Raw genomic sequence first — 20,422 nt, 5'->3', positions numbered from 1 at the left:
GTCCCTGGGGTTACGGGCTGTTTGCGATTTACTTCTTGACCTGGACGCCCGTCAGGACGGGGTCGCCCTTCTGGTTGTACGCGACACCGGTGACGTTCTCCGAGTAGCCCGCGTTGACCTTGTAGTACCAGAGCGGGATGCTCGGCATGTACTCGGGGAGCTTCTTCTCCAGCTCCTGGTACAGCTTGGTGGACTCCTCCAGCGTCTTGGCGCCGTCGGCCTCCTTGATCAGGCGGTCGATCTCCTTGTTGGAGAAGCCGCTCTGGTTGCCGGAGGAGGTGGTGCCGAAGAGGTCCCGGATGAAGTTGGCGTTCATCGGGAAGTCCAGGTTCCAGCCACTGCGGTACAGGGACTTGACCTCCTCGGCCTCACGGGCCTTGAGGTCGGCCTGGAAGTCGGGCTTGGAGTCGGTGGTGCACTTCACGCCGGTGGCGTTGGTGATCGAGTTGCAGACCGCCTCGACCCACTGCTTGTGGCCGCCGTCGGCGTTGAACTGGATGACGACCGCGTTGCCGGGAACGCCGCCGCCCTCCTCGATGAGCGCCTTGGCCTTCGCCGGGTCGTACTTCACGACGTCGCCGGCCGCGTTGGGCTGGTAGCCGAGCACGCCCTGGGCGACCCAGCCGGTGGCGGGCTCACGGGTGTCGCGGAGGACCGTCTTGGTGATGGTCTCGCGGTCGATCGCCATCGACAGGCCCTGGACGACCTTGGGGTCGATGTCCTTGAACTGCTTGGTGTAGAACGCCGGCGCGATGGTCTGGATCGCCGAGTTGGCTCCGTCGACCGCGCGGTCACCGAGGTCCTGCTTGTAGACCGGCAGGTCCTTCGGGGCGATCTGACGCAGGACGTCGACGTTGCCCGACTTCAGGTCCTCGTAGGCCGTCTCCAGGTTGGTGTAGTTCTTGAAGAGCACACCACCGTTCTTGGCCTTGTCCTCGCCCTGGTAGTCGTCGTTGCGGGCGACCTCGATCTGCTTCTTGTGCTGCCAGCTGACGAACTTGTAGGGGCCGTTGCCGACCGGCTTCTGGCCCGCGGCGGCCGGGTCCGCGTAGAAGGACTCGGGCAGCGGCGAGAAGACCTCGTAGCCCAGCTTGTACACGTAGTACGGGAGCGGGGTGGTGAGCTTGATGGTGAAGGAGGTCTCGTCGACCACCTTCAGGCCCGTCATCTCCTTGGCCTTCGAGGTCGAGACCTTGTCGTAGCCCTCGATGTCCGCGAACCAGGACCCGTTGGTCTGCTTGTTCTTCGGGTCCGCGGCCCAGTTCCACGCCTTGACGTAGGAGTCGGCGGTGACGGGGGTGCCGTCGTGGAACTTCCAGCCGGCCTTGAGCTTGACCGTGTAGGTCTTGTTGTCCTTGGTCTCCACCGACTCGGCGTTGACCATCTTGATGTTGCCCTTGGCGTCGTAGTTCACGAGCTGCGAGAACAGCGCGCGGGTCACGATGCTGCCGTTGGACTCCATGGTGTTGGCCGGCTGGAGCGGGTTCTCCGGCTCGCCCACCTCGACGGAGAACTTGCCGTTCGGGTCGACGGCGCCGCTCTTGTCGCCGCCCTTGTCGCCGCTCTCGCCGCCGCCACAGGCGGTAGCACCCAGCGCCACAACCGCTGCTATGGCGACCCACTTGGCGCTCTTGGCACCGCGCATGGGTTCCTCCTCATGAGTCCACTTGATCACTGCGAAAGGGGGCACCTCCGACCACGCCGACACCCCTGACGGCGATGATCGTGTGCCCCAGTGTGCTCGTGAGTCGGCGCTCCCCACAGCGCATGACCCATTGACCCGAGCTCTACGCGGTCAACTATTAGCCATGGGGTCCGGCCCGACCACACCCTTTTGGTCTCGGTTAGATCACACCTGATGGCTACTTCTCCCAAAATCCGGACAAACCGATCCGATATAGATGGCCGCGAAACGGACGTGTTACATATCTATCGGTCAATCCTGTCCGCATTTCGGACAGCATCGGGGGGAAAGTCAGTTGCGTGATCGGGCCGCGCGTGACATAGCCAACAGCCCCTCTCGGGACGGGCGTGGGGCCGCGGTCCCCGCGCGTAGAACCGTACCCCGCCCGCCCTCCGGCACACACGCCGAGTCGACTCGGGTCCGGAATCCGACCCCTTCCGGCTGCAACTCCGTCCGGTTCCGCGGGCGTTGGGGCGACGAGGGTGTCCCCGGGACCCCACTGCGGTGCTGACCGGCGGGTCAGCAGTCCGTCACCCACAGCAAACCGGCCCCCGTCGCGTGCGACGGGGGCCGGTCCGGTTCCGCCGGGCCCGTCCCGGGCCCGGCGGGGTGGCTCAGGAGTGCTTCGCCCGGCTGGCGGCGCGGGCGCGCTCCCGTGCGTCCAGGTTGACCTTGCGGATGCGCACCGCCTCCGGGGTCACCTCCACGCACTCGTCGTCGCGGCAGAACTCCAGGGACTGCTCCAGGGAGAGCTTGCGCGGCGGGACGATCGACTCGGACACGTCGGCCGTGGACGACCGCATGTTGGTGAGCTTCTTCTCCTTGGTGATGTTGACGTCCATGTCGTCGGCGCGGGAGTTCTCGCCGACGATCATGCCCTCGTACACCTCGGTGCCGGGCTCGACGAACAGCACGCCGCGCTCCTGGAGGTTGGTCATCGCGAAGGCGGTCACCGCACCGGAGCGGTCCGCGACCAGCGAACCGTTGTTGCGGGTCTTCAGCTCGCCGAACCAGGGCTCGTGGCCCTCGTGGATGGAGTGGGCGATGCCGGTGCCGCGGGTGTTGGTCAGGAACTCGGTGCGGAAGCCGATGAGGCCGCGGGAGGGCACGATGAACTCCATGCGGACCCAGCCGGAGCCGTGGTTGGACATGTTGTCCATCCGGCCCTTGCGGGTGCCCATGAGCTGCGTGACCGCGCCCATGTGCTCCTCGGGCACGTCGATGGTGATGCGCTCGATCGGCTCGTGGACCTTGCCGTCGACCTCCTTGGTGACGACCTGCGGCTTGCCGATCGTCAGCTCGAAGCCCTCCCGGCGCATGGTCTCCACCAGGATCGCCAGCGCCAACTCGCCGCGGCCCTGCACCTCCCAGGCGTCCGGACGCTCGGTGGGCAGCACCCGGAGGCTGACGTTGCCGATCAGCTCGCGCTCCAGGCGGTCCTTGACCAGCCGGGCGGTGACCTTGCGGTCCTTGACCGAGGAGGTGGACGCGCCCTTGCCGGTCGCGCCCCGGCCGACCAGCGGCGAGGTGTTGGTGCCGATGGTCATCGAGATCGCGGGCTCGTCCACCGTGATCAGCGGCAGCGCCACCGGGTTCTCCGGGTCGGCCAGGGTCTCGCCGATCATGATCTCCGGGATGCCCGCGACCGCGCAGATGTCGCCGGGGCCGGCCACCTCCGCGGGCTTGCGGGTCAGCGCCTCGGTCATCAGCAGCTCGCTGATGCGGACGTTGGAGACCGAACCGTCGCGCTTGATCCAGGCGACCGTCTGGCCCTTGCGCAGCTCGCCCTGGGCGACGCGCAGCAGGGCGATGCGGCCCAGGAAGTTGTCCGCGTCCAGGTTGGTGACGTGGGCCTGGAGCGGGGCGTCCTCCTCGAACGAGGGGGCCGGCACGGTCTCCAGGAGGGTGGAGAAGAACGGTTCCAGGCTGGTGCTGTCCGAGGGGACCGTGCCGTTCTCCGGCTTGGTCAGCGAGGCGATGCCGTCCCGGGCGCAGGCGTAGACGATCGGGAACTCGATCTGGTCCTCGTCGGCGTCGAGGTCGAGGAAGAGGTCGTACGTCTCGTTGACGACCTCGTCGATGCGCGAGTCGGGCCGGTCCGTCTTGTTGATGCACAGGATCACCGGCAGCCGGGCGCTGAGCGCCTTGCGCAGCACGAACCGGGTCTGCGGGAGGGGGCCCTCGGACGCGTCGACCAGCAGGACGACCGCGTCGACCATCGACAGGCCGCGCTCGACCTCGCCACCGAAGTCGGCGTGGCCGGGGGTGTCGATGATGTTGATGGTGATCGGCTCGCCGCCGTCCTTGGGGTGGTACTTCACCGCCGTGTTCTTGGCGAGGATCGTGATGCCCTTCTCACGCTCCAGGTCGTTCGAGTCCATGACGCGGTCGTCGACCTGCTGGTGGGCGGCGAACGCGCCCGCCTGCTTCAGCATGGCGTCGACCAGGGTGGTCTTGCCGTGGTCGACGTGGGCGACGATGGCGACGTTGCGGACGTCGTGACGCGTAGAGGTCACAGCCATAGTGCGGCGCTTCTCCCGGGGTGAGTGGACGGCTGCGCGTACGACTGTTGTACGGCGCCCTGCCGGGCTTGACACGCCACGGCCATACCCCATCGTACGTGGCTCCGCGGGGGGCGGCCTCCGCGGAGTGCGTGGGGGACGGGGCCGCCCGCCCCGCGGAGCGGGGAAGCGGATCTGGGGGTAATCCGCTGGCACAGGGGGTTACCACCGGCGATCCGGGAGCATCCGGGGCCAATGGGATGGTCAGACAGTGCAGGTCGCGCCCGGGGCGCGGCAAGGGATTTGAGGATCATCTGAGGTTCCGGGCCGGCCGGGTCGCCGGCCGGCCCGGAACCACCGGCGTCAGGGCTGCCGGGTCGGACCGGCCGGCGGCTTGGCGAAGCCGATGTCCTCGAAGCGGGGCGTCTCGAAGCCGAAGGCGCCGGCGTTGACCAGGTTGCGGCGGACGGCGACCAGTTCGGGGCGCTGGTAGAGGGGGATGGAGCCGGCGGCGGCCCAGATCCGGGCGTCCGTCTGGCGGATCAGCTCCCGGGCCTCCTTCTCGTTCAGCTCGGCGGCCGCCCGGTCGAACATCTGGTCGATCTGGTCGGTGCCCACCCGGGTGTAGTTCTGCTCCACGTTGAGCGTGCCGTCGGCCGCCGGCACGGGCTTGGCGTAGACGGGGCGGGCGTCGGTGGCGGGGTAGGCGGTGGCCGGCCAGGAGTAGAGGGCGAGGTCGTAGCCGCCGGCGGCCACGTGGTCGCGGAAGTAGCTGTCGTCCGCGACCTTGGTGGTCTCGGTGCGGATGCCGATGCCCTCCAGCATCCGGGAGATCCGTTCGCCGACCGTCCGCAGCGCCTCCGACCCCGGTCCGGACGGCAGCACGAACCGCAGGGCCAGCGGCTTGCCGTCCTTGGCGAGCGGCGCGGCCGCCGGGCCGGCCGCCGAGGTGGCCCCGGGGGCGGGGGCGCCCGGCGCGGCAGTGCCCTTCGGGGCGTACGCCCCGGGCGCTCCGCCCTGCCCCACCTGCTGGCGACGCGCCTGGTCGCCGCCCTCCTCCGCGGTGAGCGCGATCCGCTCGGCCTGCCGCTCCACCGCGGACCACGGGTGCGCGACCGCGCCGGAGACCGCGGCGAGGACCGTGCTCACCGTCCCGGGGGCCCTCAGGGGCCCCGTCGCCCCGGGGGCGCGGTCACCGGGCTTCTGGTCGTCCCGGCCGACGATGTACGTTCCGTCGTCGTCCTTCCCCGCGTCGGCGTCCGCCTCCTTCTCCTTCGCGGCGTCCTTGGCGGCGTCCTTGGCGTCCTTGGCGTCCTGTTCGTCCCCGGTGTCCTTGGGCGCGGCGCCCGGCACCCAGCCCGCGTCGGCCAGCAGGGCCCGGGCCTCGGCGGCGTCCTGCGCGCCGAGCGCCCCGCTGTTGTCGGCGTACGCGTCCTGACCGGCGAGCGCCAGGTGGCTGCCGACCGGCTCGGCGGGGAGTCCGAGCGGGGTCAGCACCACCGACGCCAGTTCCTGCCGGTCCAGGGCGCGGGCCACCGCCCGGCGCACCCGCTCGTCGGCGAGGGGGCCGGTCGACCCGTTCAGGGCGAGTTGGGTGTACGCGGGCTCCAGCGACTTGCGGACCACGAAGTTGCGCAGGCCCGCCTGCTCGTCGGCGTACTTCTCGACGGCCTTGCGGGCCTTGGCCCGGGCGAGTTGCTCCGCCTCCGCGGCCTCCTCGTCGTCGCCGTGGGCGATGGCCCAGGAGCGCAGCGCCTGGCCGGGGCCGGTCGCCGCGCCCGGCCCGTGGGCCAGCGGCCCCGAGCCGCCCCGGTCCCGTTCGGCGAGGCCGATGCGGCGGGCGTCACCGGGGGCGACCTCGGCGAGGTCCACGGTGCCGGCGGCGAGGGCGGCGGACCGCTTCTCGCGCGGCACGGCCTTCAGCACGACGGCGTCCAGCTTCGCCGGCCGCCCCCACCAGCGGGCGCTGCGCCGCAGGGTGACCTCGCCCGCCTTCCCGTCGACGCGGTCCACGGCGAACGGGCCCGCGGAGACCTTCAGCTTGCCGCGGGCTCCGTCGTTGAAGCCGTCCGGCGACCCCATGACGTCCTTCGGGTACAGCGGGGAGAACAGGGAGCGCCAGTCGGCGTAGCGCTCGGCGAAGGTGACCCGGACCTCCAGGTTGTTGGCCCCGCGTTCGATCTTCCCGATGCGCTCGTACCCGGCGTTGCGGGCGGTCCAGTACGCGCTGTCCTTGCCGGACAGGGCGCGCCACTGGGCCACGAAGTCGTCGGCGCCGATCTCCCGGCCGTCGCTCCACACGGCCTGCTGGTTCAGCTTGTACAGGACGACCTGCTGGGGAGCGGTGGCCACGACCTCCGCGGACTCCAGGTAGTCGGCGTTGCGGGCGGGGCGGCCCCGGTCGTCCAGCCGGAACATCGAGGGCAGGGTCGCCTGGGCCACCTTGGCGGTGGCGGGGCCGGCGTCGGCCTGGAAGGCGTTGAGGGTCTCCGGGAAGGCGTCGACCGCCCAGGTGAGGGTGCCCCCGTCCGCCACCCGGGCGCGCTCGGCCGCCGCGACGTCCTGCGCCGCGGCGGGGGCGGGGCCGTGCTCCTCGTCCGATCCGCACGCCGTCAGCACCGGGAGCGCGAGGGCGCCCGCGGTCAGGAAGGCGACCGAGCGCAGGACCGTGCGCAGTCTGGGGCCGTCGTGGGACATCCGTGTACCTCCGGGGTCGCCCGCCCCGGAGGGCCGGGCCTCGCGGAGGGGGTCGGTGTGATCACGTGCGGTGATATGTGTGGTGATCTGATCTACGGCCCCACGGAACCCGACCCGTACCGGGTCCCGGATGCGACACGGCGACGGGGGCCGTGAACCTCACCCGGCTGGCCGTCCGGTCCTCGCGGGGGCGCGCGGGGAGGGCCGAGGGGTGCGCCGGCGCCGCCGGCGGCCGGTGCGGGGCGGCCGGGCGACCTCCGCTCCCGGTTGACCGGAAGTGATCCGGTCAACGGCCGCCCGGACGGGCCACGACCGGGCGACGCCCCGCCCCGGCCGTCACCTGCGCATGTGAGGCCCCTCTCACCCCACGCCCACCACGACTACCGGCCAGTGTCAAGAAAGCGCGACCGGCGTCTTCCCAACTCTCGATGTGACACGGAACACTCACTGGCGCACGGACGTTGCCGCCCGCTCCTTCGAAAGCGAGGGCAAGCCCTGTCTCACCACGACGAGTTGACCGCCGTACGACATCGCATCGACGACCTCACCCGCACCGTGGACCGGCTCGTCGAGCACGTCGGGCACGACGTGAGGGAGATCCGACGGCTCCGTACCGACCTGGCTCAACTGCACCAGAGCGTGGACCTCCTGCACGGGAGGCCCGCGTCGGGCGAGGAACCGGGCACCCCGCGGGGTGCGCACCCGAGCCCCGCCCCCCGGCACCAACCGGCCCCCCGGCCGGACGAGGTCGTATGGGTTCCCGACACCCCGTACGACAGCTCCCTGTGGACGGATGCGGACGACGAGGGACTCGGCGCGCTGCACCGTCACGCCCCCTGAGTCGCCCCCGCGGCCGGAGGGCCCGACCCCGGCCCGAGTCCCGACCGAGTGGAGTCCCGTTGGCCCCTGGCACCCGACCCCCCGCCCCGCCCGGCGGCGTCCGCACCTCCGACCGCGCCGCCATCGACGCCCCGCACCTGCGCACCGACCGCTGGTGGCTCCCGTCCGCGGCGACCGCGGCCGGGCTGCTCGCCTTCATCGTCTACTCGACGTGGCGGGCGTTCGCGAACACCGACTACTACGCCGCCCCCTACGTCTCCCCGTTCTACTCCCCCTGCCTGGCCGAGAACTGCGCCCCCATGCGCGGCGGGCCCAACTGGGAGCTGGTGGGCGGCTGGTGGGGCCTCTCCCCCGCACTGATCGTGCTCGTCTTCCCGTTGGGCTTCCGGCTCACCTGCTACTACTACCGCAAGGCGTACTACCGGGGCTTCTGGGCCTCGCCGCCCGCCTGCGCGGTGGCCGAGCCACACCGCAGGTACACCGGGGAGAGCCGCTTCCCCCTGGTCCTCCAGAACCTGCACCGCTACTTCTTCTACGCGGCGCTGCTGGTGGCGGTCCTGCTCACCTGGGACACGGTGCTCACCTTCCGGAACGCGGAGTACGCCTGGGGCCACATGGGCCTGGGCAGCCTCGTCTTCCTCGTCAACATCGTGTTGATCTGGGCGTACACCCTCTCCTGCCACTCCTGCCGCCACGTCGTGGGCGGACGGCTCAAGCACTTCTCCCGCCACCCCGTCCGCTACCGGCTGTGGGGCTGGGTCGGCAAGCTCAACGCGCGCCACATGCAGCTCGCCTGGGCGTCCCTGCTGAGCGTGGGACTCGCCGACTTCTACGTGTACCTCCTGGCCAGCGGTGCGTTCGACGATCCGAGGTTCTTCTGATGGTGGAACGACAGCAGTGGGACGTCGTCGTGGTCGGCGCCGGCGGCGCCGGGCTGCGGGCGGCGATCGAGTCCGCCGCCCAGGGCCTGCGCACCGCGGTGATCTGCAAGTCCCTGTTCGGCAAGGCGCACACCGTGATGGCCGAGGGCGGCATCGCCGCGGCGATGGGCAACGTCAACGCGGGCGACGGCTGGCGGGTCCACTTCCGCGACACCATGCGCGGCGGCAAGTTCCTCAACCAGTGGCGGATGGCCGAGCTGCACGCCCGCGAGGCGCCCGAGCGGGTGTGGGAGCTGGAGACCTGGGGCGCGCTCTTCGACCGCACCGGCGACGGCCGCATCTCGCAGCGGAACTTCGGCGGCCACGAGTACCCGCGCCTGGCGCACGTCGGCGACCGCACCGGGCTGGAGCTGATCCGCACCCTCCAGCAGAAGGTGGTCTCCCTCCAGCAGGAGGCGGCGAAGGAGTCCGGCGACCACGAGGGCACCCTGAAGGTCTTCCAGGAGTGCACGGTCACCCGCATCCTCAAGGCCCCGGACGGGCGGGTGGCGGGCGTGTTCTGCTACGAACGCGAGACCGGCCGCTTCTTCGTCGTCGAGGCCCCCGCGGTGGTCCTCGCCACCGGCGGCATCGGCAAGTCCTTCAAGGTGACCTCCAACTCCTGGGAGTACACCGGCGACGGGCACGCGCTGGCGCTGCTGGCCGGGGCGCCGCTGCTGAACATGGAGTTCGTGCAGTTCCACCCGACCGGCATGGTCTGGCCGCCCTCGGTGAAGGGCATCCTGGTCACCGAGTCGGTCCGCGGCGACGGCGGGGTGCTGCGCAACGCGCGCGGCGAACGGTTCATGTTCGACTACGTGCCCGAGGTCTTCAAGGACAAGTACGCCCGCACCGAGGAGGAGGCGGACGGCTGGTACGAGGACCCCGACCACCACCGCCGCCCCCCGGAGCTGCTCCCCCGCGACGAGGTCGCCCGGGCGATCAACTCCGAGGTCAAGGCCGGTCGCGGCTCCCCGCACGGCGGGGTGTTCCTCGACGTGTCCACCCGGATGTCCCCGGAGGTGATCAAACGTCGACTGCCCTCCATGTACCACCAGTTCAAGGAACTCGCGGACGTGGACATCACCGCCGAGGCCATGGAGGTCGGGCCCACCTGCCACTACGTGATGGGCGGGGTCGCCGTCGACTCGGACACCGCCGCGGCCCGCGGGGTGCCCGGGCTGTTCGCCGCGGGCGAGGTCGCCGGCGGGATGCACGGCTCCAACCGGCTCGGCGGCAACTCGCTCTCCGACCTGCTGGTGTTCGGCCGCCGGGCCGGGCTGCACGCGGCCCGGTACGCGGCCGGGCTGGCCGAGGAGGACCGCCCGGTCCCCTCCGCGGAGGCGGTCGACCGGGCCGGTGCGGAGGCGCTGCGCCCCTTCGGCGCCGTCCCCGAGGACGGGTCCCGCCCCGGGGCGGCCCCGGAGAACCCGTACGCCCTGCACCAGGAGCTCCAGCAGACGATGAACGACCTGGTGGGCATCATCCGGCGGGAGAGCGAGATGGCCGAGGCCCTGGAACGCCTCGCCGTGCTGCGGCGGCGTGCCGGGCAGGTCGCCGTCGAGGGGCACCGGCAGTTCAACCCGGGCTGGCACCTCGCCCTCGACCTGCGGAACATGCTGCTGGTCAGCGAGTGCGTGGCCCGGGCGGCGCTGGAGCGCACGGAGAGCCGCGGCGGCCACACCCGCGAGGACCGGCCGGAGATGGACCGGGCCTGGCGCCGGGTGAACCTGCTCTGCGCGCTGGCCCCGGCGCCCGAGGACGGTGACCCGGGCGCCCCCGGGATCGCCCTCACCCGGGTCGAGACCGAGCCCGTCCGCTCCGACCTACTGGCCCTCTTCGACAAGGAGGAGCTGGTCAAGTACCTCGCCGAAGAGGAGTTGTACGAGTGACGACCTCCGCATCCACCAGCTACGAGGCGCACTTCCGGATCTGGCGCGGGGACGCCAGGGGCGGTGCACTGGGCGACTTCCGGGTGGAGGTGAACGAGGGGGAGGTGGTCCTCGACATCATCCACCGGCTCCAGGCCACCCAGGCGCCCGACCTCGCGGTGCGCTGGAACTGCAAGGCCGGCAAGTGCGGTTCGTGCAGCGCGGAGATCAACGGGCGGCCCCGGTTGCTGTGCATGACCCGGATGTCGGTCTTCGACCCCGCCGAGACCGTCACGGTGACCCCGCTCCGCGCCTTCCCCGTGGTCCGCGACCTGGTGACCGACGTGGGCTTCAACTACGCCAAGGCCCGCGAGGTCCCGGCCTTCGTCCCCCCGCCGGACCTCGCGCCCGGCGAGTACCGGATGCAGCAGGAGGACGTGGACCGCTCGCAGGAGTTCCGCAAGTGCATCGAGTGCTTCCTGTGCCAGGACACCTGCCACGTGGTGCGGGACCACGAGGAGAACAAGACGGCCTTCGCGGGCCCCCGGTTCCTGATGCGGGTCGCCGAACTCGACATGCACCCGCTGGACGACGCCGCCGCCTCGGGCCTCGACCGCAAGGCCACCGCCCAGGACGAGCACGGGCTCGGGTACTGCAACATCACCAAGTGCTGCACCGAGGTCTGCCCGGAGGGCATCCGCATCACCGACAACGCGCTCATCCCGCTGAAGGAACGCGTCGCCGACCGGAAGTACGACCCGTTGGTCTGGCTCGGCGACAAGATCCGCCGCCGGGGGCGCTGAACCTCCTCCGTCCCGCGCCGTCGTGCCCCCGCGCACGACGGCGCGGGCGGTACCGTCTTGCCCCCGCCGTGCTCCGCGACCTACTGTGAATGCGCTTTCATTCCGTTGCCGCGGGCGTGCGCGCACCCGGCGGGCGGTCACGGTCAACGAACAGGCAGGCGGTCGGTCGGGTGAGCACAGCCCCCACGGTGTACGACGTCGCGGAGCGGTCCGGGGTGTCCATCGCGACGGTGTCGCGGGTGTACCGCACCCCCGACTCCGTACGGCAGCAGACGCGCGACCGGGTGCTCGCCGCCGCACGGGAGCTGGGCTACGTGCCCAGCGGCAGTGCGCGGGGGCTGGCCAGCCGCTCCACGGGCGTGCTGGGCCTGTGCTTCCCGGACTACTCGGACCCGGAGGCGGAGCACGAGGCGGACGGGTCCGACGAGGACGACGCCGCCATGCTGTACTCCGACCAGATCATCCGGGGCATGGAACGGGCGGCCCGCCGCCACGGGTACGCCCTGCTGATCGCGGCCTCGCTGAAGGGCGGCCCGGAGAGCTGGGTGGCCAAGGTCGCCGGACGGGTGGACGGCTTCGCGGTGCTCGCGCGCACGGTGCCCACCGAGGACCTGGAGGTCATCTCCCGGCGGCTGCCGGTGGTGATGCTGGCCGGGCCCCGGGAGTCCGAGCAGTTGGACCACCTCGACCACGTCGAGGCGGCCAACGAGGACGGCGAGCGGGCGCTCGCCCGGCACCTCGTGGTGGACCACGGGCTGACCCGGCTCGCGTTCGTCGGCGCCGCCGAGGACTCCCCGGACGTCGCGGCCCGCTTCCGCGGCTACCGGGCCGCGTGCGCCGCGGCCGGCCTCCCGGTGCCCGACGCACCCGATCTACGGGCGCCGATGATGACCCGGGCGGAAGGCGCCCGGGCCGCGGACGCCCTGGTGGACCGGGCTGCGGCGGCCGGCGAACCGCCCCCGCAGGGGCTGCTGTTCGCCAACGACCAGATGGCCGTGGGCGCCCTGCACGCCCTGGAGCGCCGGGGGCTGCGGGTGCCCGCAGACATCGCGGTGGTCGGCTTCGACGGCATCGCGCTCAGCCGGTTGGTGCGGCCCGCGCTCACCACCGTCCGCCAGCCGATGCGACGGATGGGCGAGGTCGCGGTGGAACTGCTGGTGCGCCGGTTGGGCGGCGGCAACGGCGCCGAGCGGATGCCGGACGTGCCCGAACTGGTGCCCGGCGAGCCGGTCTCGCTGGTGCTGCCGGTGTCGGTGGCCCGCCGGGCGAGCTGCGGCTGCTGAGCGACCGGGCGCCGGGGCGGCACGGGGCGGCTCGCTCCGTTCCCCGCCGTCGCTCGACCCGGTCGGCGCCGTGCCCGCACGGGGACGCGCCGAACCCCCGCCCCGCGGGAGGGCCGCCCGGGGCCGTCGAGGGCGCCGGGCCCTCCGGCCGGGTCGGGGCGCGGCGTCCGCGGGGTTCGTGGGGTCGCTGCCTCACGGACGTGCTCGCGGTGCTCAGGCCTCCTGACGGACGTGGACGAGGTGCACCCCGCCCGCCTCGACGGCGGCGCGGATCGCCGCACCCACGTCGGCACCGGACTCGACCCGGGTGCCCCTCGCGCCGAACGCCGTGGCCAGCGCCGCCCAGTCGGGTTGGACGAGGTCGACGCCGATGGGAGGGATGCCCCGGTCCCGTTCGTTCTGCTTGATCTCGGCGTACCCGCCGTTGTCGACGCACACGACCGTCAGGTCCAGTCGCTGCTCGACGGCGGTCGCGAGTTCGTTCACGCAGAACATGAGGGCGCCGTCGCCGGTCACGGTGACCACGGGGCGCGTCGGGTCGGCCACGCGCGCGCCGATCGCCGCGGGCAGCCCGTACCCGAGCGTCGCGTAGGTGGGCATGTAGAGCATCGAGTGCGGCCGGGCCTGCCGCAGCTGGTTCGCGACGGCCAGGTAGACGATCTGGGACGAGTCGCCCGCGACGATCGCGTCGTCAGGCAGCGCCTCGACGATCCGTGCCCCCAGTTCCACGGTCGCCGGCAGCGCCTCGACGATCTGCGCGGCGGTCTCGGCCCGCGCCGTGCTCAGGTCGGGCGTCGCCGCCCCGCCGCGGTCCGGCAGCGCCGACAGGAGGGCGGTGACGACAGCCGCGACGTCTCCCTGCACCGCCACGTCGGCGGCGAGGTTCTTCTGGAGCTGGTCCGCCGAGACGTCCACGCGCACGACCCGGCCCCCGGGCCGCAGTGCCGGCACCCACAGCTCGGCTTCACCGAGCTTGGACCCCAACACGAGGAGGACATCGGACGCCTCGGCCACGGCCCGTGGGGCGGGCAGGCGCAGGTTCGCGCCCAGCGACAGCGCATGGCGCTCGTCCACCGTGCCCTTGCCGTTGAGCGTCGTCAGCACGGGCGCGCGCAGTCGCTCAGCGAGCGCGGTGACCTCGGCGGTGGCGCGGGTCGCTCCTCCGCCGGCGATGACCACCGGGTTCGCGGCGGTGGCGAGCAGAGCTGCGGCACGGGCCACCGCGTCCGGGTCGCCGGCCGCCGGGGGCGGCGTCGGCCGCGCCTCCCGGGCTGCCGAGGGCACCCGGGCGGGGCCCTCCAGCACGTCCAGCGGGATCTCGATGTGGATGGGGCGCGGCCGGGCGGTGCGGAACAGCTCGAACGCGTCGTGCACCGCCTGGACGGCCTCGGCCGCCGAAGCCACCCGCCGGGACCACTCGGCGACCGCCCCGGCCATGCCCGAGGCGTCCTTCGTCTCGTGCAGGCTGCCGCGGTCGCCGAACTCCTGCCCGAGCGGTGCACCGGGTGACAGCACGATGAGCGGTCGCGACTCGCAGTACGCGGTGCCGACGGCGCTCATCGCGTTCTGGAGCCCCGGCCCCGAGGTCGTGATCACGACACCGGGCAGACCGGTCTGCTGCCCCCAGCCGTCGGCGGCGTACCCCGCGCCCTGCTCGTGCCGGGTCGTCACGGCGTGGATGCCGAGGTCCGACAGCGGCCGGTACAGCTCAAGGTTGTGCGTCCCCGGAATGCCGAAGACGGTCGTGATGCCGTACGCGCGCAGGGTCTGTAGCACCGCGCGCCCGGCCGTGTCGGCGTACCGGCTGTCGTTCGTCGTCATGGCGTCCCTTCCGCAGGTTCCTCGGCGAAGCCGGCGGCGAACCGTTCGACCTCGGCCAGGGTCGCGACGCCGCCGTTGGGTCCGAGGTGCATGACCGAGCGGGACGCGGCGGCCACCGCGAAGGCGATCGCCCGGGGCAGGGGCCATCCCGATCCCAGGGCGAAGACGAGGGAGCCGCCCAGGGTGTCCCCCGCGCCGGTGACGTCGGAGACGGGCACCGAGTAGCCCGGGGTGACGAGCGTCTCGCCGGGAGTGTACGCAGTCGCTCCCGCGGCGGCCTGCGACCGGAGCAGGATGTCCACCTCATGGGATGCGAGCCATGCTCGCACCTGGTCCTCGGAGGCATCCGCCCCGAAGGACTTCTCGAAGCCGCGGTCGTTCATCATCACGAGGTGGGCGCCTCTGACCAGCCCGGCGTCACCGCCGTCGATCCCGTCCACATCGAGGTCGAACACGATCCTGCGGCCCGCGTCCCGCAGGACGGCCAGCACCTTGGAGGCGTCGAGCCCGGTGGACCTCAGTCTCCGCGCGCGGTTCAGCGTCGTGTAGAGGTATCCGGGCCGCGCGAGTTCGGCGAGGGCCGTCTCGGGCAGCCGCATGGGGCGCTCGTCGACGTCGGGGGTGAGGACGACGTGCTCGCCGTCGACCAGGAAGATGAGGTTGCGGGGGTCGCCGATCTCCTCGTCGAACAGCATGTGCGGAACGGCGACACGCCCGTCCGCCAGTGCCGCGAGCATCCGCGTGGTCAGGTCCCCGCTGTTCAGGAGGGAGATGAACTCGGTTCTCCCGCCGAGCCCCGCGTGCACGCGGGCGGCGTTCGCGATGCTGCCGCCGACGTAGGTCGCCATCGTCGTGATGATCGCCTTGTTGCCGGGCATCGCCCAGGTGTCCGCGGCGAAGTACTCGTCCAGTGCCACGTCGCCGATGAAGACCGCCGGCGTGTTCGTGCCGGTCATCGGGCCACCCGCACGTCGACGGGGCCGCCGGCGATCGGCGTCCAGGGCGAGGAGCCGGCATCGGCGCACGAGGACAACCAGTAGTACGACGTGGGCCCTTCGAGTCCGCGGCAGGCGTCGTGCCACACCCCCCGGTTCAGCACGACGACGGTGCCCGGGGCGATGACGAACGCGTGGACGTCCTCGGCCCGGGGCGCGTCCGTGCCGGTCGGGCCGGCCACCGCCAGCACCACGGCGGACATCGTCGGAAGCAGGGCTTCCTCGACGTTCGCGTGGCGCTCCATGACGGTGGAGGTGAACGGCATCCCGGGGGCGGAGGTCATCCCGAGGTGCGGGTTCTCGCGTACGAGCGCCTCACGGGTGTAGGCGTCCGTCCAGCCGGGCCCGTCGGTGACGACCAGGTCGGGACGCGGGCCCGCATGCGGCGTGAGGACCCGGCCGAAGGGCGCGAACGACACGGCGTCGGGCGTGCGCGCCGTGACGGCCCGGGGGACGGGTACCGACTTCACCGGGGTCACCGTCCGCTCCTCACCCGTGCGACGGCCGCCATGAAGCGGGCGACGTGGTCCGCGTCGACGATGCCGGTGTCACGGTACGTGTCCTTGAAGAAGCTGCCGACGACGGCTCCGTCGGCGTGCCGGAGCTGCTCGGCGGCGTTGGCGTCGGTCACTCCGGCGCCGACGATCAACGGGACCTCCGGCCCGAGGGCCTCGCGGAACCGTTCGATCTTCGACACGGCCGTCTCGATGCCGGTGCCGTCTCCGGTGACCACGATCCCGTCGGTCCGTGCCGCGCCGAGAGCGAGGTCCTCGGCCTCGGACCGGCCGGATTCCACGGGCTGGTACTTGAAGCGGACACCGCCCAGCACGAGGGCGCGGCTGTTCGCGCGGAGTTCGGCGAGGCGGGCGGCGAACTCCAGGTCGGCGTCGGGTGCGAGGTGTCCGGCGACCGAGTCGATCTGGACGAACGCCACCGGGAACTCCTCGGCGAGCGCGAAGGCGCGTTCGGTGTCGCGCAGCACGTTCAGGCCGATGACCTTGGGCGTCGGCTCGCTCGACAGGGCGTCGAGGACGCGGCGGACGTCGTCGACGTCACCGAAGTAGTTCTCCACGATGACCGCGTCGACCCCGCCGTCCAGGAGCACGGCCGCCTCGGTCCGGGCCCGGGAGAGCCGGTCCGCCGCGTCGTCGCCCCCGAGGTGGAGCATGGCGAGCACCGGCTTGGGCGTGGGGAACAGCGCGTGCCAGCGGCCTTCCGCCGCGGCGACCCGCGTCATGTCGTTCACTGGGCTGTCCGGCCTTTCCGTGACGTCCATCGGAATCGCTTCTCCAGGGCGCTCTGCCCGAGCATGATGAGCGAGACGATGATCAGGTAGTAGACGGTCGCGACGGCGTAGTACTCCGCGTAGCGGAAGGTCGCCTGGACCCCGATGGTGGCCACGCGCAGCAGTTCCTGGAGCGAGATCACGCTCGCGATCGCCGTGAGCTTCACGAGGGCCACGAGTTCGTTGCCCAGGGGCGGGAGGGCGATGCGGGTCGCCTGTGGCACGACGACCTTGACGAAGGACTGCACGGGGGTCATCCCGAGCGCCCGGGCCGCGAGGACCTGGCCGCGGTCGACGGACATGATCGCCGAGCGCAGCGTCTCCGCCACGTACGCGCCCTCGCTGATGCCGAGGGCGATGATCGCCGCGACGAACGGGGTGTACCAGTCCTCCCGGAAGGCCGGGATCAACTGCGGGAGCGCGTTCCAGCAGACGAGGAGGAGGAGCATGGAGGGCAGCGCCCGGAAGAACCACAGGTACGTGTTGGCCGACGCCTTGGCGAGCCTGCTCCGTGACGTCTTCATGAGTGCCACGGCGAGTCCGATCGCGATGGCCAGCACGAGGCTGCCGAGGGCGACCAGCACGGCGGTGAGGGCACCCCGCAGGTAGATCGAGGACGTCAGTTGTTCCCAGAAGATGGATGGATCGAAGCTCATTTCAACCTCACTGGCGGGGTGCCCCGCACCCGGGGCACCATGCTGCTACAGCGCCTTCGTGTCGACCTTCGCGACCTGATCGGGGTTCAGCCCGTACTTCTCGGCCAGCTTCGCGAGGGTGCCGTTCTCGATCAGGGTGTGGATCGCCTTCTCGATCTCGGGCGAGAGCTTGCTGCCCTTGTCGGTGAACGCGCCGAACCAGTTCTCCACCGGGAACAGGCCGGGGACGGGCGTGAGGTCGTCGTTCTTCTTGCCCAGGGTGGCGGTGAGCACGTTCGTGTCGACGAGCCCGTCGAGCTTGCCGCTGCGGATCGCCGGGATCGCGTCGACCGAACCGGGGTATCCCGTGACCGTGATCCCGGGCTTGCCGGCGGCCTTGCACTCGTCGCTGGTGTCCTTCATGGTCGTTTCGGCGCTCGTCCCGGTCTGCGCCGCGATGCGCAGCCCGCACAGGTCCAGGGGCTCCTTGACCTTCGCCGCGACGGCGTTCTTCAGCACGACCTCGTTCCCGGCCTGGAGGACGGGGACGGCGTCGGCGACCTGGACCCGCTCCTTGCCGATGTACATGCCGGACCAGGCCAGGTCGCACCTGCCGGACTGCAGGCCGGGGATGAGCCCGTCGAACTCCATGACGTTGACCTTGGTCTTGACGCCGAGGACCTTGCCGACCTCGCGTGCCCCGTCGACGTCCCAGCCGATGACCTTCCCGCTGGTGCCGTTCTCGTAGTACTCCAGCGGTTCGTAGCTCAGCGCGACGCAGTGGTTGAGGACGCCCGCCTCTTGCAGGCCGGCCGGCCCCTTGCTGCCGTCGGTGGTGGTGGACTCCGAGCCGCACGCGGTCAGGGACGCGGCCAGGGCCGTGATGGCGGTGATGCCGAGCAGAGTCTTTCCTCGGTGTCGCATGGCGACCTCCTTCGGTTCCGTGCTTCGGATGGTGTCGGTGGTGCGCGGGGACGGGGTCATCCCTCGGTGTCCTGTCGATCGCTCGGGGCGCTCCAGAGGCGGGCACGCTGACGGTCCACCTCGGCCCACACGTCCGGCGCGTTCTTCAGCTCGTGGAGCACCATCAGCGGATGCCGGTCGGCGAGGGCGTCGACGACCCGGCGCACTTCCGCCGGATCGAGCACGCCGTCCCCCAGGCAGACGTGGTTGTCGTAGTGGTCGAGGACGATGCGGAGTCCCGCCGCCTGCCGGGTCTCCCGGTCGCCCTCGACGGCGTGGGCCTCGTCGAGCACGCCGTTGCGGAAGTACTCCACGTCCTTCGCCGGGCAGTCGGAGAGGTGGAGTGCCGAGACGCGGTCCAGGAGACGCTCGTCGAGCACGTTCTGGGCGATCCAGGCCGCCGACAGCTCGCGCACGTCGCCGGCTGCCCGACGCTCCAGTTCCCTCATCCGGGGCGTCATCTCCGCGTCGGGGAGCAGGAACGCGGCCTTGCCGTCGGAGGTCCCCACGGCGTGCAGGAGGTGGTTGAGGTCCCAGCCCAACCGCAGTCGGTCCGCCGGGTCGTGGACCTTCGCCAGGAATTCCACGAAGTCCTCGGCGGTCTGGGCGCCGAATTCGAGGCCCCAGCCGGCGTTCTCCAACTCGATGACCGGAGAACTCCCGTTCACGAGTCCTCGATCGTCCAGCTCGCGTAGGAACCGCTGGGTGAGCACCACCATGGCATCGAGGACGACCTGTCGGTCGACCGTGAATTCCCATGCTCCGTCGACCGGCATGTAGTCGATCAGGTGGAACACGTAGGCGTCCGCTGCGAGTTCGCATGCGAGGGCGTATTCGTCGCACCAGCGCGAAAACATGTGGGTACCCGTCAGGTCACCGAAGTAGTCGCGGAGTTGGTCGGTGCTCTCGAAGCGTTCGACGAGCTCGCCGAACTGCACGTTGGCGACGAATGCGGTCGGTGCGGCCCAGTACGAGGAGTGGAGTCGCCGGACGCCCGCCGCGCGGAGCGCCGAGCGGAGCGCCGAGCGCTCCTCGGCGGTGCCGGCCAGGGGGGAGGTCCGCGGCTTCAGGTCGTTCATGAAGACCTCCGCCCCGCGGATCGCACGTGCGCGGATCATCGCGTCCGCGGCGTCCAGGTCGTCGGCCCGGCACGTGACGTACTCCGTCACCGCGGCGTGCGGCGCGAGCGGCGGGGCGGGCAGGGTGGTCTCAGTGGACATGGCGCAAGAACTCCTTGGTGCGCTCGCTCTGCGGATTGTCGAAGAAGCCTTCCGGCTCCTGCTGTTCGACGATCACGCCGTCGTCGAACAGGACGACCTCGTCGGCGACCCGGCGCGCGAACTGCGTCTCGTGCGTGACGACGAGCATCGTCATGCCCTCCCGGGCGAGGTCCTCCATCACCCGGAGCACCTCGCCGACGAGTTCCGGGTCGAGGGCGCTGGTCGGCTCGTCGAAGAGCATGAGCTTCGGCTCCATCACCAGCGCGCGGGCGATGGCGACGCGCTGCTGCTGACCACCGGACAGCTCCGACGGGTACTTGTGGACGTGTGCGCCGAGCCCGACCCGCTTGAGCATCGCGACCGCCCGTTCCTCGGCGTCCTTGTGCGGGAGGCGACGCACCGTGGTGAGCCCGCTCATCACGTTCCGCGTGGCGTTCAGGTGGGGGAACAGGTTGAACTGCTGGAACACCATCCCGACGACCTGGCGCTGTTTGGCCACGATCCGCTCGGGCGCGGGACGCTCGGCGCCCGGCTTGCCGACGAGGCCCAGTCGCCTTCCGTCGATCTCGATGGTGCCCTGGTCGGCCCGCTCCAGCAGGTTGACGAGACGCAGCGTGGTCGACTTGCCGGACCCGCTGGGGCCGAGCATGGCCTTGACCTGTCCCGGATAGATCGACAGATCGACACCGCGCAGGACGGGCTTGTCGCCGTAGCGCTTGTGCAGGTTGCGTGCGTCCAGCAGCGGTACGGGTGTGGCGGGTATCCCCACAAGCCCTCCTTTGGGTGACTTCGACACGATTGAAGTGGGAGGAGAGTACTCAGAAGCAGGCGGGCAGGTCGAGAGCAGAAATGTGGCGACGGACCATCGCTTCCACCAAATCTTTCGAAACCAAGCAACATCTGC

General features: G+C 71.3%; 16 protein-coding genes. 5 read left to right on the top strand and 11 right to left on the bottom strand.

Annotation, left to right across the window (positions count from 1 at the left end):
• Nucleotides 1–28: 28 nt before the first annotated feature.
• From ABT092_RS07490 to ABT092_RS07480, 3 genes are all read right to left on the bottom strand, one after another.
• Complete coding sequence (locus ABT092_RS07490; protein WP_351240837.1) at nucleotides 29–1,645, bottom strand: peptide ABC transporter substrate-binding protein; 1,617 nt, start codon at nucleotides 1,643–1,645, stop codon at nucleotides 29–31.
• A gap of 653 nt (nucleotides 1,646–2,298) precedes the next feature.
• On the bottom strand, nucleotides 2,299–4,206 hold the full coding sequence (gene typA, locus ABT092_RS07485) for a translational GTPase TypA (RefSeq protein ID WP_351240835.1): 1,908 nt from the start codon (nucleotides 4,204–4,206) through the stop codon (nucleotides 2,299–2,301).
• Nucleotides 4,207–4,548: 342 nt separating this feature from the next.
• Complete coding sequence (locus tag ABT092_RS07480) at nucleotides 4,549–6,882, bottom strand: ABC transporter family substrate-binding protein (protein ID WP_351240833.1); 2,334 nt, start codon at nucleotides 6,880–6,882, stop codon at nucleotides 4,549–4,551.
• Between the two features lie 495 nt (nucleotides 6,883–7,377).
• Here ABT092_RS07480 and ABT092_RS07475 point away from each other — a divergent pair, with 495 nt between their 5' ends.
• The 5 genes from ABT092_RS07475 (at nucleotide 7,378) to ABT092_RS07455 (ending at nucleotide 12,599) form a co-directional block, all read left to right on the top strand.
• Nucleotides 7,378–7,722, top strand: a complete 345-nt coding sequence (locus tag ABT092_RS07475) for an Rv0250c family protein (RefSeq protein WP_351240969.1) — start codon at nucleotides 7,378–7,380, stop codon at nucleotides 7,720–7,722.
• A gap of 59 nt (nucleotides 7,723–7,781) precedes the next feature.
• Nucleotides 7,782–8,603: a succinate dehydrogenase subunit SdhC gene (gene sdhC, locus ABT092_RS07470; protein ID WP_351240831.1), complete on the top strand. Its 822-nt coding sequence runs from the start codon at nucleotides 7,782–7,784 to the stop codon at nucleotides 8,601–8,603.
• Nucleotides 8,603–10,534, top strand: coding sequence for a fumarate reductase/succinate dehydrogenase flavoprotein subunit (locus ABT092_RS07465; protein ID WP_351240829.1), 1,932 nt, complete (start codon nucleotides 8,603–8,605; stop codon nucleotides 10,532–10,534). Before sdhC ends, ABT092_RS07465 begins: the two co-directional genes overlap by 1 nt.
• Nucleotides 10,531–11,316: a succinate dehydrogenase/fumarate reductase iron-sulfur subunit gene (locus ABT092_RS07460; protein WP_351240827.1), complete on the top strand. Its 786-nt coding sequence runs from the start codon at nucleotides 10,531–10,533 to the stop codon at nucleotides 11,314–11,316. The genes ABT092_RS07465 and ABT092_RS07460 overlap by 4 nt, the downstream gene beginning before the upstream one ends.
• Before the next feature lie 170 nt (nucleotides 11,317–11,486).
• Complete coding sequence (locus tag ABT092_RS07455) at nucleotides 11,487–12,599, top strand: LacI family DNA-binding transcriptional regulator (protein ID WP_351240825.1); 1,113 nt, start codon at nucleotides 11,487–11,489, stop codon at nucleotides 12,597–12,599.
• A 213-nt stretch (nucleotides 12,600–12,812) separates the two neighbouring features.
• Here the strand turns inward: ABT092_RS07455 and ABT092_RS07450 are convergent, their stop codons facing one another.
• From ABT092_RS07450 to ABT092_RS07415, 8 genes are read right to left on the bottom strand one after another with little or no spacing between them, the layout of a single operon-like run.
• On the bottom strand, nucleotides 12,813–14,420 hold the full coding sequence (locus tag ABT092_RS07450; RefSeq protein WP_351240823.1) for a thiamine pyrophosphate-binding protein: 1,608 nt from the start codon (nucleotides 14,418–14,420) through the stop codon (nucleotides 12,813–12,815).
• Complete coding sequence (locus tag ABT092_RS07445) at nucleotides 14,417–15,376, bottom strand: carbohydrate kinase family protein (protein ID WP_351240821.1); 960 nt, start codon at nucleotides 15,374–15,376, stop codon at nucleotides 14,417–14,419. Before ABT092_RS07445 ends, ABT092_RS07450 begins: the two co-directional genes overlap by 4 nt.
• Complete coding sequence (locus ABT092_RS07440; protein WP_351240819.1) at nucleotides 15,373–15,894, bottom strand: ureidoglycolate lyase; 522 nt, start codon at nucleotides 15,892–15,894, stop codon at nucleotides 15,373–15,375. Before ABT092_RS07440 ends, ABT092_RS07445 begins: the two co-directional genes overlap by 4 nt.
• Nucleotides 15,891–16,652, bottom strand: coding sequence for a BtpA/SgcQ family protein (locus ABT092_RS07435; RefSeq protein ID WP_351240817.1), 762 nt, complete (start codon nucleotides 16,650–16,652; stop codon nucleotides 15,891–15,893). The genes ABT092_RS07440 and ABT092_RS07435 overlap by 4 nt, the downstream gene beginning before the upstream one ends.
• Before the next feature lie 5 nt (nucleotides 16,653–16,657).
• Nucleotides 16,658–17,356: an amino acid ABC transporter permease gene (locus ABT092_RS07430; RefSeq protein WP_351240815.1), complete on the bottom strand. Its 699-nt coding sequence runs from the start codon at nucleotides 17,354–17,356 to the stop codon at nucleotides 16,658–16,660.
• A 45-nt stretch (nucleotides 17,357–17,401) separates the two neighbouring features.
• Nucleotides 17,402–18,259, bottom strand: coding sequence for an ABC transporter substrate-binding protein (locus tag ABT092_RS07425; protein ID WP_351240813.1), 858 nt, complete (start codon nucleotides 18,257–18,259; stop codon nucleotides 17,402–17,404).
• A 56-nt stretch (nucleotides 18,260–18,315) separates the two neighbouring features.
• Nucleotides 18,316–19,518: a hypothetical protein gene (locus ABT092_RS07420; protein WP_351240811.1), complete on the bottom strand. Its 1,203-nt coding sequence runs from the start codon at nucleotides 19,516–19,518 to the stop codon at nucleotides 18,316–18,318.
• A complete protein-coding gene (locus tag ABT092_RS07415; RefSeq protein WP_351240809.1) occupies nucleotides 19,508–20,287 on the bottom strand; it encodes an amino acid ABC transporter ATP-binding protein in 780 nt (259 codons plus the stop codon). The genes ABT092_RS07420 and ABT092_RS07415 overlap by 11 nt, the downstream gene beginning before the upstream one ends.
• Nucleotides 20,288–20,422: the final 135 nt, after the last annotated feature.

It is taken from the genome of Streptomyces sp. NPDC002490, assembly GCF_040296045.1.
Taxonomy (GTDB): domain Bacteria; phylum Actinomycetota; class Actinomycetes; order Streptomycetales; family Streptomycetaceae; genus Streptomyces.
This window is presented reverse-complemented; position numbering and strand designations above follow the sequence as displayed.

Coding starts and splice junctions, on each gene's coding strand:
- ABT092_RS07435 (WP_351240817.1), bottom strand. CDS start 16,652: ATGACGCGGGTCGCCGCGGCGGAAGGCCGCTGGCACGCGCTGTTCCCC.
- ABT092_RS07450 (WP_351240823.1), bottom strand. CDS start 14,420: ATGACGACGAACGACAGCCGGTACGCCGACACGGCCGGGCGCGCGGTG.
- ABT092_RS07465 (WP_351240829.1), top strand. CDS start 8,603: ATGGTGGAACGACAGCAGTGGGACGTCGTCGTGGTCGGCGCCGGCGGC.
- ABT092_RS07480 (WP_351240833.1), bottom strand. CDS start 6,882: ATGTCCCACGACGGCCCCAGACTGCGCACGGTCCTGCGCTCGGTCGCC.
- ABT092_RS07430 (WP_351240815.1), bottom strand. CDS start 17,356: ATGAGCTTCGATCCATCCATCTTCTGGGAACAACTGACGTCCTCGATC.
- typA (WP_351240835.1), bottom strand. CDS start 4,206: ATGGCTGTGACCTCTACGCGTCACGACGTCCGCAACGTCGCCATCGTC.
- ABT092_RS07445 (WP_351240821.1), bottom strand. CDS start 15,376: ATGACCGGCACGAACACGCCGGCGGTCTTCATCGGCGACGTGGCACTG.
- ABT092_RS07490 (WP_351240837.1), bottom strand. CDS start 1,645: ATGCGCGGTGCCAAGAGCGCCAAGTGGGTCGCCATAGCAGCGGTTGTG.
- ABT092_RS07425 (WP_351240813.1), bottom strand. CDS start 18,259: ATGCGACACCGAGGAAAGACTCTGCTCGGCATCACCGCCATCACGGCC.
- ABT092_RS07420 (WP_351240811.1), bottom strand. CDS start 19,518: ATGTCCACTGAGACCACCCTGCCCGCCCCGCCGCTCGCGCCGCACGCC.